This window comes from Agromyces sp. NPDC127015 (assembly GCF_042725165.1).
Lineage (GTDB): Bacteria > Actinomycetota > Actinomycetes > Actinomycetales > Microbacteriaceae > Agromyces > Agromyces chromiiresistens.
The window spans coordinates 70,090-82,033 of the sequence record NZ_JBHXDI010000005.1; the positions used below are offsets into that span (position 1 = coordinate 70,090).

The 11,944-nt window shown below is 71.6% G+C and carries 11 protein-coding genes; 7 read left to right on the plus strand and 4 right to left on the minus strand.

The window, feature by feature from the left end; translation table 11 throughout:
- The first annotated feature begins 27 nt into the window (after positions 1 to 27).
- The 6 genes from ACFWGP_RS15100 (at position 28) to nagB (ending at position 6,631) form a co-directional block, all read left to right on the plus strand.
- Positions 28 to 1,275 (plus strand): extracellular solute-binding protein, encoded by a 1,248-nt coding sequence (locus ACFWGP_RS15100; protein WP_231430181.1) that lies wholly within the window; start codon positions 28 to 30, stop codon positions 1,273 to 1,275.
- 152 nt (positions 1,276 to 1,427) lie between these two features.
- Complete coding sequence (locus tag ACFWGP_RS15105; protein ID WP_231430182.1) at positions 1,428 to 2,417, plus strand: carbohydrate ABC transporter permease; 990 nt, start codon at positions 1,428 to 1,430, stop codon at positions 2,415 to 2,417.
- Positions 2,414 to 3,373 (plus strand): carbohydrate ABC transporter permease, encoded by a 960-nt coding sequence (locus tag ACFWGP_RS15110; RefSeq protein WP_231430183.1) that lies wholly within the window; start codon positions 2,414 to 2,416, stop codon positions 3,371 to 3,373. Before ACFWGP_RS15105 ends, ACFWGP_RS15110 begins: the two co-directional genes overlap by 4 nt.
- Positions 3,370 to 4,902: a glycoside hydrolase family 3 protein gene (locus tag ACFWGP_RS15115; protein WP_376931283.1), complete on the plus strand. Its 1,533-nt coding sequence runs from the start codon at positions 3,370 to 3,372 to the stop codon at positions 4,900 to 4,902. Before ACFWGP_RS15110 ends, ACFWGP_RS15115 begins: the two co-directional genes overlap by 4 nt.
- On the plus strand, positions 4,899 to 5,861 hold the full coding sequence (locus ACFWGP_RS15120) for an ROK family protein (RefSeq protein WP_231430185.1): 963 nt from the start codon (positions 4,899 to 4,901) through the stop codon (positions 5,859 to 5,861). Before ACFWGP_RS15115 ends, ACFWGP_RS15120 begins: the two co-directional genes overlap by 4 nt.
- Positions 5,846 to 6,631 carry a glucosamine-6-phosphate deaminase gene (gene nagB / locus ACFWGP_RS15125; protein ID WP_231430186.1) on the plus strand — a complete coding sequence of 262 codons (786 nt, stop codon included), beginning with the start codon at positions 5,846 to 5,848 and terminating at the stop codon, positions 6,629 to 6,631. Before ACFWGP_RS15120 ends, nagB begins: the two co-directional genes overlap by 16 nt.
- Before the next feature lie 85 nt (positions 6,632 to 6,716).
- On the opposite strand, the gene ACFWGP_RS15130 is transcribed toward nagB, so the two are convergent.
- The gene (locus tag ACFWGP_RS15130; RefSeq protein WP_275505504.1) at positions 6,717 to 7,310 is read right to left on the minus strand and encodes a TetR/AcrR family transcriptional regulator; all 594 of its coding nucleotides are present in this window, start codon (positions 7,308 to 7,310) and stop codon (positions 6,717 to 6,719) included.
- 167 nt (positions 7,311 to 7,477) lie between these two features.
- Here ACFWGP_RS15130 and ACFWGP_RS15135 point away from each other — a divergent pair, with 167 nt between their 5' ends.
- Positions 7,478 to 8,533, plus strand: coding sequence for a hypothetical protein (locus ACFWGP_RS15135; RefSeq protein ID WP_231430188.1), 1,056 nt, complete (start codon positions 7,478 to 7,480; stop codon positions 8,531 to 8,533).
- Positions 8,534 to 8,590: 57 nt separating this feature from the next.
- On the opposite strand, the gene ACFWGP_RS15140 is transcribed toward ACFWGP_RS15135, so the two are convergent.
- Genes ACFWGP_RS15140 through ACFWGP_RS15150 form a run of 3 tightly spaced genes read right to left on the minus strand, consistent with a single transcriptional unit; the run spans position 8,591 to position 11,802 of the window.
- Positions 8,591 to 8,965, minus strand: coding sequence for a YrdB family protein (locus ACFWGP_RS15140; RefSeq protein ID WP_231430189.1), 375 nt, complete (start codon positions 8,963 to 8,965; stop codon positions 8,591 to 8,593).
- 24 nt (positions 8,966 to 8,989) lie between these two features.
- Entirely contained in the window at positions 8,990 to 9,862 is an 873-nt protein-coding gene (purU, locus tag ACFWGP_RS15145) for a formyltetrahydrofolate deformylase (RefSeq protein WP_376931284.1), read from the minus strand.
- A gap of 26 nt (positions 9,863 to 9,888) precedes the next feature.
- Positions 9,889 to 11,802, minus strand: a complete 1,914-nt coding sequence (locus tag ACFWGP_RS15150; RefSeq protein WP_376931285.1) for a sigma-70 family RNA polymerase sigma factor — start codon at positions 11,800 to 11,802, stop codon at positions 9,889 to 9,891.
- Positions 11,803 to 11,944 lie beyond the last annotated feature (142 nt).

The following is an 11,944-nucleotide window of genomic DNA, read 5'->3' on the forward strand; positions in this document are numbered from 1 at the left end:
CCCAACCCCCATGAAAGGAAACGACAAATGAGGAAACTCGGCATTGTGGCCCTCGGTGCCGCGGCTGCCCTGACCCTCGCCGGTTGCAGCACCGGTGGCGGCGACAACGGTTCCGCCGACGGCGGCGAGATCACCGTCTGGGTCGTCGGCACCGACACCCCGAAGGAGGCCCGCGCCTACCTCAAGGACACCTTCGAGTCCGAGAACAAGGGCTGGACCCTCAACGTCGAGGAGAAGACCTGGGCCGACGTGAGCGACACCTACGCCGCCGCGCTCCAGTCCAACGACTCGCCCGACGTGGTCGAGGTCGGGAACACCCAGACGGCGAGCTTCGCCGACCAGGGCCTCTTCCTCCCGCTCGACGACTTCGACAGCTCGGCGTACCTGCCGGGCCTCGTCGACTCGGCGACCTACGACGGCGAGCTCTACGCCGCACCGTACTACGCCGGCGGCCGCATCGTGTTCTACAGCCCCGAGGTCCTCGGCGACACCGCCCTCCCCACGACGCTCGACGAGTACGTCGCGACGGGCGAGGCTCGCAAGACCGACACCGTCTCGGGCATCTGGGCTCCGGGCCGCGACTGGTACAACGCGCTGCCCTACGTCTGGGAGCACGGCGGCTTCATCGCCGAGCAGGAGGGCGACGAGTGGAAGGCCGGCTTCTCGAGCGAGGGCGGCATCGAGGGCCTGACGCAGCTGCAGCAGGTCTACCTCAAGGCGTCGAACGCGCCGAAGGACGGCGACGAGACCGACCCGCAGGTGCCGTTCTGCGCCGGTGAGGTCCTCTTCCTCTCGGCACCCGCGTGGGTGCAGTGGTCGATCACGGCTCCGGCCGACGCCGAGGCGCCCGGCTGCCCCGACACCTACGGCAAGGACCTCCAGGCCTTCCCGCTCCCGGGCGGCACGGCCGGTGAGACCGCGCCGATCTTCGCCGGTGGCTCGAACATCGCCGTCGCGACGAAGAGCGCGAACCCCGAGCAGGCTCGCGCCGCGCTCGACATCATGGCGGGCGAGGGCTACCAGAAGCTCCTCGCCGAGGGCGGCCTCACCCCGGGTCTGACGGCGGCTGCGTCGTCGCTGCCCGACACCCCGATCGCGAAGGCCCAGGCCACCGCGCTCGAGAACTCGAAGGTCACCCCGACCACTCCGAAGTGGGCCGAGGTCGAGGCCTCGCAGATCATCCAGGAGGCGCTCGTGAAGATCGCCCAGGGTGGCGACGTGCCGACCATCGCGGCCGACCTCGACAAGCAGATCGAGGAGATCCTCAACAGCTAGCCTGTTGAGCCCCGCGGGGGCGGAGTCCCACACAGCTCCGCCCCCGCTCCTCTGCCCGGCCACGGCCGGAAGCGGATCGAGCGGCGCCGGTGCCGCGAGTCGTACCATCAGTCATACCCGCGTCCCCCTCGCGGTCACCCAGAGGAGCAGCCATGAGCGCAACCCTCACCGAGCCTGACGCAGCGCCGCGCACGCCGACCACCAGACCACCCCGTCCCCCGAAGGGCTCCTCCGCAGGCGCCCGCAAGAAGAAGCCGCTGCCGTGGGCGCCCTGGGCGCTGCTCGGCCCCAGCATCGCCCTCCTCATCGTGATGGTCGTCTACCCGACGATCGTGATGTTCATCACCTCGTTCACGAACCTCGAGATCAAGAACAAGATGCTCGGCACGGCGCCCGACTTCGTCGGGTTCGACAACTACCTCGAGATCTTCACCGACTCGCAGTTCCCCCAGGTGCTCGCCCGCAGCCTCGGCCTCATGGTCGTGCTCACCGTGCTCATCGTCGTGTTCGGCATGCTCATCGGGCTGACCCTGACGAAGCTCTCGAAGGCCTGGCGCCTCGCCGTCTCGATCGCGCTGCTGTTCGCCTGGGCGATGCCGCCGCTGGCCGCGACCGTCGTCTGGGGCTGGATGTTCGACACCGACTACGGCGTCGTCAACTGGGCCCTCAACACGATCACCGGCACGCAGGACTGGCGCGGCCACGGCTGGCTCGAGAACCCGTGGTCGTTCATGATGGTGCTCGTCATCATCGTCACGTGGCAGAGCATCCCCTTCGCCGCGATCACCTTCTACGCGGGCCTCGGCCAGGTCCCCGACGAGGTCATCGAGGCGTCGTCGCTCGACGGCGCGAGCGCCTGGCAGCGGTTCCGGCTCATCATCCTGCCGTACATGCGCAACGTCATCACCGCCGTGCTCGTGCTCGAGACCATCTGGAACCTGCGCATCTTCACGCAGGTGTACTCCCTGCAGCAGCAGGGCGGCCTCGCGAGCGAGACGAACGTGCTGCCGACCTACCTGTTCCGCCAGGGCATCGGCGAGTTCGGCACGACCGCCGCGATCGGCGTGTTCATGATGATCCTGCTGATGAGCATCTCCTACTTCAACGTCCGCAACTCCCTGAAAGACGAGGAAGAGCTGTGAGCATCAGTCCCGGAATGCAGCTCGCCGAAGAGCCCGGGTCGGTCGCGGCCGACACGCGCGCCGCCACCACGATCCGCGACGGCGGCCGCCTCGGCCGGCGCGCCGGCCGCCGCAAGGGCCTGTTCGGCCGCATCGGCCTCAACGCCTGGGCACTCGTCATCATCGTGTGCTCGATCTTCCCGGTCTACTGGATGGTGAACATGTCGTTCACCCCCTCGAACCAGATCATCAGCCGCAACCCGAGCCTGCTGCCGCTCGACTTCACGTTCAAGAACTACGTCACGGCATGGACCCGCGAGGCGGCGCCCGGCCAGACCGACTTCCCGCACGCGCTCGGCTCCAGCATCATCGTCGCCGTCGCGGTCGTCGTGGTGGGCGCGGTCTTCGCCTTCCTCGCGTCGATCGCGCTCTCGCGCTTCGCGTTCCGCGGCCGGGTGTTCTTCATCGTCGCGGTCCTCGTCGTGCAGATGGTGCCGGGCGAGGCGATGATGTTCACGATCTACAACATGATCGACGACTGGCGCCTCATGAACACCCTGCTGGGCCTGTTCATCGTGCACCTCGCCGCGGTCGTGCCGTTCACGATCTGGACGCTGCGCGGCTTCGTCAAGGGCGTGCCCGAGGAGCTCGAGGAGGCGGCCATGATCGACGGCTGCACCAAGGCCCAGGCATTCTGGAAGGTCACCTTCCCGCTCATGGCGCCCGCGCTCGTCTCGACCGGCATCTTCGCCTTCATCCAGAGCTGGAACGAGTTCCTGATGGCCCTGCTCCTGCTCAAGGGCTACAACCTCACCCTCCCGCCGTGGCTGAACTCGTTCCAGTCGGCGACCGAGGCGACCAACTGGGGCGCCGTCATGGCCGGTTCGACCCTCATCACCCTGCCCGTCGTGATCTTCTTCCTGTTCGTGCAGCGGCGGATGGTCGGCGGCCTCGTGGCCGGAGCCGTCAAGGGATGAGCGCCGCCACTCAGACCGGTGATGCCGTGGCGCTGCACCGGGACATCCTGACGACCCTGCTTCCCGCATTCGTGGGGCCGGTGGCCCCCGAGTGGGTGCTCGCCCGGCTGCGCGCCGGCCTCGGCGGCATCTGCCTCTTCGGCGAGAACGTCGTCGACCCCGAGCAGTTGCGCGCGCTCAACGCGAGCCTGCGCGAGGCGAACCCCGAGGCCGTCATCGCGATCGACGAGGAGGGCGGCGATGTCACTCGGCTCTTCTACGACCGCGGGGCGCCGTTCCCCGGCAACGCCGTGCTCGGCCGCATCGACGAACCCGAGCTCACCCGTCGTGTCGCGGCCGAGGTGGGTCGTGCGCTCGCCGCGACCGGCTGCACGGTGACCTTCGGGCCCGACGTCGACGTGAACGCCAACCCCGACAACCCGGTGATCGGCGTGCGGAGCTTCGGCGCCGACCCGGCGCTCGTCTCGCGGCACAGCGCCGCATGGGTCGAGGGCCTGCAGCAGACCGGCATCGCCGCGAGCGCCAAGCACTTCCCCGGGCACGGCGACACCGCGACCGACTCGCACCTCGCGCTTCCGGTCGTCGACGTGCCGCTCGCGACGCTGCGCGATCGCGAGCTCGCGCCGTTCGAGGCGGCGATCGCGGCGGGCACCCGCACGATCATGACCTCGCACATCCTCATTCCGCAGCTCGATGCGGAGAACCCGGCCACCCTCTCCCCGCGTATTCTGCACGGCCTGCTCCGCGGGGAGCTGGGGTTCGAGGGCGTCATCGTGAGTGACGCCCTCGACATGAAGGGGGCGAGCGGCGTGCACGGCATACCCGAAGCCGCTGTGCGCGCCCTCGCCGCCGGTTGCGACCTGCTGTGCATCGGCGCCGACAACACCGACGCCCAGATCAGCGAGATCGTCGACGCCGTCGCACAGGCGATCGCGTCCGGCCGGCTCCCGGTCGATCGGGTTCGCGACGCCGCGGCACGGGTGCGTGCCCTCGGGGCCACGGCCCCGGCGGTCCCCGAGGGCCCCGCCGCGCCCGACGTGATCGAGCCCGCCCACGACGACGAGGAGATCGCCCGCGTGGTCGGGGCGTTCGAGGTGTCGGATGACGCGAGCGAACGCCTCTCGCGAACGTCGGGCATCGGCACGGTGATCCGCGTCGACACGGTGGCGAACATCGCCATCGGCGTCGCGCCGTGGGGGCCGTTCGCGGCCGAGGCGGTCGCCGAGCGCCCGTCGTGGCTGAGCCGTGCCGAGATCGTCCCCCTCGCCGAGGGGTCCGGACTCGCCGACCCCGCCGCCCTCTCCGGCTCGGTGCTCGTCGTCGGCAAGGACCTGCACCGGCATGTGTTCGCCCGCGCCGCGATCGACGCGCTCCGCGCCGTGCGCGACGACGTCGTGACGATCGACATGGGCTGGCCGTCGCACGATCGCGCCTATGCGGACGTCGCGACCTTCGGGGCCTCCCGTCTGGTCGGCGATGCGGTGCTCGCCTTCGTCGACGGCGCACTCGCGCCGTTGGCGGCCCGGTGAGCCTCGGTGGCGTCGTGCGGCTCGGCATCGACATCGGCGGTACGAAGACCGCCGCAGTGGCGATCGGCGACGGCGGCGAACTGAGCGACCAGGTGCGCATGCCGACCGGGTTCGGCGCCGACGCGGTGGTCGAGACCGCCCTGCGCACCGTCGAACGCATGGCGGAGGTCTCGGGGCTCGGCACGGGCGCCTTCACCTCGATCGGCATCGGCATCCCCGGAGCCGTCGACAACGAGACGGGTCGGGTCGCGCATGCCGTGAACCTCGGGCTCGAGGGCCTCGACCTCGGCGCGCGGCTCGCCGACCGGCTGGGCATCGACGTGCGCATCGAGAACGACGTCAAGGCCGCGGCGCTCGGCGCCCACCACCTGCTCGGCCGCACGGACGACCGGGCGGACGCAGGCGTCGTCGGCGAACGGTCGATGGCCTACCTGAACCTCGGCACCGGTCTCGCCGCAGGCATCGTGCAGGGCCGGCGCCTGCTGCGCGGCGGGCACGGCGTCGCCGGCGAGATCGGGCACATCCCGGTCGATCCGGCCGGTGATCGGTGCGGGTGCGGGCAGCGCGGCTGCCTCGAGACGTTCGCGTCGGGGTCGGCGATCGCGAGAACCTGGCCGACGCTCGCCGAGCTGCCCGCCCGAGAACTCTTCGACGCGGCCGAGGCCGGTGACGCCGAGGCGGTGCGGGTGCGCGAGCGGTTCCTCTGGGGCGTCGCCGCCGCGGTGCGGCTCCTCGTGCTGACCGCCGACGTCGACGACGTCGTCATCGGCGGGGGGCTCGCCGCGCTCGGCGACCCGCTCGTCGTCGGCACGCGCCGTATCCTGAACGAGTGGGCCGCCGACTCGGCGTTCCTCGCCTCACTGGATCTCGCTGAGCGGGTCCAGGTCATCCCCCTCGGTTTCCCGGCAGCGGCAGTGGGCGCTGCCCTGGTTGGAGTAGCGCAATGGCAGAAGTCGTAATCGTCGACAGCGACGAGGCCGCCGGCGAGCTCGTCGCCGACGCGATCGTCTCGCTCATCAGGCGGAAGCCCGATGCGGTGCTCGGGCTCGCCACCGGTTCGACCCCGCTCGCGAGCTATCGTGCCCTCGCCGCGCGAATCTCGGCCGAGTCGATCGACGTGCGGGGCGTGCGCGGGTTCGCGCTCGACGAGTACGTGGGGCTCCCGGCGGGCCACCCCGAGAGCTATCGGGCCGTCATCACCCGCGAAGTCGTCGAACCGCTCGGCCTCACGCCCGAGCTCGTGCGAGTGCCGAACGGCGACCCGGCGACGATCGAGCACGCCGGCGCGGACTACGAGGCCGCGATCACCGCGGCCGGCGGGGTCGACCTGCAGATCCTCGGCATCGGCCGCACGGGCCACATCGGCTTCAACGAGCCGGGTTCGTCGCTCGCGTCGCTCACCCGCGTGAAGACGCTCACCGAGCCGACCCGCATCGACAACGCACGGTTCTTCGACTCGCCCGACGACGTGCCGATGCACTGCATCACGCAGGGGATCGGCACGATCCTGCGGGCGCGGCATCTCGTGCTCCTCGCCTTCGGCGAGGCCAAGGCCGAGGCGGTCGCCGCCGCGGTCGAGGGCGGGGTCTCCGCGAGCCAGCCCGGATCGGCGATCCAGCTGCACCCGCACGCGACGGTGATCGTCGACGCCGCGGCCGCATCGCGGCTCGCCAACCTCGACTACTACCGGCACGCCTGGGCGAACAAGCCGGCCTGGCAGGGCATCTGACCGCCGCTCCACGAGTACGGATGCCTCGGGCGCGCGTCGCTCCGAGGCATCCGTCGTCGTCGGCCCGTGACGGGCCCGACGCGGGTCAGTGGGGGAGGGCCTCGGGGAGGGCTGCGAGGTACGCATCCTCGTCGAAGCCGTCGACGAGCTGCCGTTGCACGACGAAGCCCGGCCCGAGGGCGATGAGCACCGGCGTGAGGCGAGCCGCCCATGCCTCGGGGTCGCCGTCGATGCGGTCGGCATTGGCCTCGCCCCACTCGACGAGCTGGGTGCGCAGCGTCTCGCGCAGGCGCACGAGCACGCCCTGCACGAGTTCGCGGATCTCGTGGTCGATCGCGGCCTCGGCCCAGAGCTGCAGCAGGATGCGGCTGAACCCCTCGTGGCGCATGCCGTCGACGATCGTCGCCATGACCTCGCCGGGCGAGAGCGGGCGCCCGTCGTCGGCGCGGCGGGCGAGCAGCTCGGATCGACGGGCCTCGAGCGTTCGCGCGGCGACGGCCGCGACGAGGTCGCGCTTGCCGGTGAAGTGCCCGTAGATCGCGCCCGCCGACAAGCCCGACTCCGAGATGATGTCGGCCATCGAGGTGCGCTGGAAGCCCTTCTCCGAGAAGGCGCGCAGCGCGGCGTCGAGGATCTCGTCGCGGCGGGCGGCGCGATGCTCGGCGGTGACCTTCGGCATGGTCGCCTCCTCGTCGCAAACAGAATGAACGTTCTTGACAAGCATAGGCTGCGGGCGCATCCTTATAAAGAACGAACATTCGTTTTATAGATGCCGATGAGGCGGGCCGGCCGGGCCGAACGCCGCTGCCCGCCGCCACGGCCGCTCGCCCTGAGGAGGCGCCAACCATGCCCCACGCCGATGCCGTGAACCGGCATACCCCCATCGCACGCGTCGTCGGACTCGGCCTCGCCCTCGCCGCCGTCGTCGCGGTCATCGTGCTCGCCTTCTCGTGGCCGTCGGTCACGGCGGAGGCGAAGGACCTGCCGATCGCGATCACCGGCCCGGCCGAGGCCGTCGATGCGGCCGAGGCGGCCGTCGACGAGCAGCAGCCGGGCGCGATCGCGTTCGTCGAGGTCGACGACCGTGATGCCGCCGTCAGCGCGATCGAGACCCGCGAGGTCTACGGCGCCGTGGTGCTCGGCCAGGCGCCAGAGGTGCTCACCACGTCGGCCGGGAGCCTCGTCGTCGCCCAACTGCTCGGCACGGTCGCGACGAACCTCGAAGAGGGCGTCAACGCGCAGGCGGCGGCGGCCGCAGAGGCGGCCGGTGCTCCGACCGCGCCGCCGCACATCGACGTCGCGGTCACCGATGTCGTACCGCTCGCCGACACCGACCCGCGCGGCACGGGGCTCGCGGCCGCGCTCTTCCCGCTCGTGCTCGGCGGCATGCTCGGCGGCATCGCCATCTCGCTCTCGGTGATCGGCGCGATGCGCCGGGTGCTCGCCGTCGTGGTCTACGCCGCCGCGGGCGGGCTCGTGCTCGCCGGCATCCTGCAGGGCTGGTTCGGTGCGCTGCAGGGCGACTACTGGCTCAACGCCGCCGCGATCGGACTCGCCCTCGCAGCGATCGCGGCGCCGATCACGGGCTTCGTCGCCCTCTTCGGCCGGGCCGGCATCGCCGTGGGTCCCGTCGTCATGCTGCTGTTCGCCAACCCGATCTCGGCGGCGGCGATCCCGAAGGAGTTCATCGCCGAGCCATGGGGCGAGATCGGCCAATGGTTCCCGCCGGGCGCCGCCGCGACGCTCGTGCGCGACCTCTCGTACTTCCCGGCGGCCGACACGACCTTCCCGTGGCTCGTGCTCGCCGCGTGGGCCGTCGGCGGACTGCTGCTCAGCGTGGTGGGGCACTTCCGCACGGCGGGCGGCGCGGAGCCCGATGCCGAGGCGGCCGTGGAGGCCTGAAGGCTCGGCAGCGACCACGCACCCCGCCCGCCCGGCAGGCGGAGCGGGGTCGCGTCGTCAGCCCGCCAGTTCCTTGCGCCCGTTGATGATGCCGCTCACTGCGGCGATCACGGCGAAGACGACGGCGACGACGGGCTGGCCCATGATCCACCACGCGATCGCGGCCGACGAGAACACGGCGATCTCGACGAGCGCCTTCACGAACGGGTCGACCCGGAAGACGGCCTTGGGTGAGCGGAACAGGCCCCAGAGCAGGATCGCCAGCGCGGGGGCGCCGATGCCGACGAGGATGCCCGGCCACGGCAGCGCGAACGCGGTGAAGCCGAAGATGCCGAGCGAGACGATCGCGAACAGCTCGAGGAAGAACCGCAGGATGTCGTTCGGCCCGATCTTCGGCTGGGCGGACTGCGCGGGCTGGGGTGCGTTGCTCACAACCCTCGAGTCTACCCGCGCGACTCAGCGGAAGATGATGGTGCGGGCGCCGTCGAGCAGCACGCGGCGCTCGGCGAACCACTTGACCGCCTGGCTGAGGGTGCGGCTCTCCTCGTCCTGGCCGATCGCGACGAGCTCGGCGACGGATCGCGAGTGGTCGACGCGCACGACGTTCTGCTCGATGATCGGGCCCTCGTCGAGGTCGCTCGTCACGAAGTGCGCCGTCGCCCCGATGAGCTTCACGCCGCGCGCGTGGGCCTGCCGATAGGGGTTCGCGCCCTTGAATCCCGGCAGGAACGAATGGTGGATGTTGATGCAGCGGCCCGCGAGGGCCTCGCACAGCTCGGGGGAGAGGATCTGCATGTACCGGGCGAGCACGACGAGCTCGATGTCGTGCTCGTCGATCGCGGCGAGCACGCGCCGCTCGAACTCGGCCTTCTCGGCGGGGCTCGTGACCGCGGCCGACTCGAACGGGACCCCGTAGAAGTCGACGAGGTCGCGCAGCGTGCCGTGGTTCGAGAGCACGAGCGGGATCTCGACCGGCAGCTGCCCCGCACGCTGGCGGAACAGCAGGTCGTTGACGCAGTGCCCGGCCGTCGAGGCGAGCACGAGCGTGCGCAGCGGCCGGCCGACCTCGTCGAGGTGCCACTGCATGCTCCACCGCTCGGTCACCGGCGCGAGCGCGGCCTCGAAGTCGGCAAGGGTGGCCGGCGACTCGACCTGCAACCGCATGAAGAAGCGGCCGGTGTCGAGGCTCGCGAACTGCTGGCTCTCGGTGATGTTGCCGCCGGAGGCGACGATGGCACCTGAGATCGCGTGCACGATGCCCGGTCCGTCGACGCAGCTCAGGGTCACGACCCAGTGGTACAGGCGTTCTGGCGCGGCATCCGTCGTCATCCGCCCAGATTACCGGGCGCGCGGCCTCAGCCGGCGCTCGGGGAGGCCGTGACCGGCTCGTCCTGGGAGGACGTGGCCTGGCCGACGGGACCCACTCGGTCGCCGACGCGGTAGCGCACGGTCATCGACCGGAGCGACTCGGCGTCGTCGACGAGCCGGAAGCGCGCCGAACCGCGTCGGTCGAGCGTGAACGTGTGCCACGTCGAGCCGTCGACGACGAGATCGGCGTCGGCGCCCGCGATCCCGTCGCTCACGTCGATGCGCCAGAGGATGCCCTTCCAGACGAAGAGCTTGAGCCTCGGCGGCGTCGCGAGGTGCACCGCGAACTCGGTCGGTTCGGACTGGTTGCCCGCCACGTCGACCTGCACGGCGCGGTAGACGGAATCGCCTGCAGGCACGCCGTCGAGGGTCAGCGACCAGGCGCCATCGGCGTCGGCGGTGGTCTGCCAGCCGCCCGCGGTCGAAGACGTCGCCGCGATTCGTGCGGCTCCGGCGCCGGCGCTCACCGTGACCGTCGCTCCGGGCTCGGCGGTGCCCGAGACGACGGGCTCGACGAGCCCGCCGCCGGTGTCCGGTTCGAAGACCTCGGGCGCCAGCGCCTCGGTGTCGATCGGCGTCGGCGTGGGCGTCGGCGTGGGCGTGGGCGTCGGCGTGGGGGTCGGCGTCGGCGTGGGGGCCGGCGTGGGCGACGGTGTCGGTGCGGGAGCCGGCGGCGTGGATCGCGCCTCGGTGTCGCCCGGCGCAGGGGCGGGGTCCGCGACGGCATCGTCGTCGGGCGGAACCGGCGCCGACTCGTCGACGGGTGGGGGCGGTGCGGCGGGGGCCGGCGCCTCGGCCGCCTCGGGGGCTGCCGGCGGCTCGCCGACGGCGTCGTTCACGGGAGCGGCGACGGGATCGTTCGTCGCGACCAGGCTCGGTGCGATGACGGCGATCGCGACGGCCGCCGCGGCGAGCACCAGTGCCCCCGCGCCGATCGCGGCACCCGTGCCGACCGCGACCCCCGAGCCGGCGGCACCGGCCGAGCCCGCGGCTCCCGTCGACGACGCAGCACCAGAGGAACCGGCCGCGCTTGCCGCGCCCGCCGTCCCGGTCGACGCGGCGCCGGCTCCTGCAGCGCCCACGCCGCCGGCACCCATGGCGAGGGTCGTGACGGCCGTGCCCTGGGACAGCCAGGCCGAATAGGCGGTCGCACCGCCGATGCCGGCCGCGAGCGGCAGCAGCACGAGCGCGAGGCGCGAACCGACCTCCCGGGCCTCGGCCGCCACGATCGTGCAGCGGGCGCAGTCGTCGAGATGGGCCTCGAGCTTCGCCGTGTCGCGGGCGCGCAGCTTGCCGCGGGTGTACGTGCCGAGCCGATCGATCGTCCAGCGGCACTCTGGCTCGGTCGCGTTCTTGAGGTGCGCCTGGATCCACGCCTGGCGGAGACCCTCGCGCGCCCGGTACGCGAGCGCAGCCGTCGAGTTCGCGCTCATGCCGACGAGCGGAGCGATCTGCTGCGGCGTCATCCCCTCGACCTCGCTGTACCAGAGCACCTCCTGCCACCTGGTGGGCAAGGATCGGAAGGCCTGCGCCGTCGTCGAGCGGTCGAGCGCCTCGAGGGTCGCCGACTCGCTCGTCTCGGGGTCCTCGAACGACTCGAGGGTCTCGAGGTTCGTCTCGTGGCGTGCACGGCCCCAGCTCGCGGCCGTGTTCCGGATGGTCGTGAACAGATACGGGCGGAACGCGGCCGTCGGGCCCTTGCCCGCGAGGATCGCGTCGTAGATGCGCGTGAACGACTCGGCGACGAGGTCGTCGGGATCGAGCGAGCTGTACGAGCGGGCGACGGTCCTGCCCGAGGCTGCATGCCGCTGCCAGAGCTCGCCGTACGCCGCGGAGTCGCCCCGGCGGGTGCGCTCGATGAGCGCCGCGTCGGCGGCATGGTCGGTGCGCACGGGGGGCACGCGGCTCCTTCTGATCAGTGGGGTGCGGTCGGCGGATCGGGTCGTCACCCGCGGGCGCGAGTGGTGGCCCACCCGAGAGACGCGAGAACGGGCTGATCATGACGCGCCCGGGCGGATGTCACCAATTCCAGCAGATTTCTCC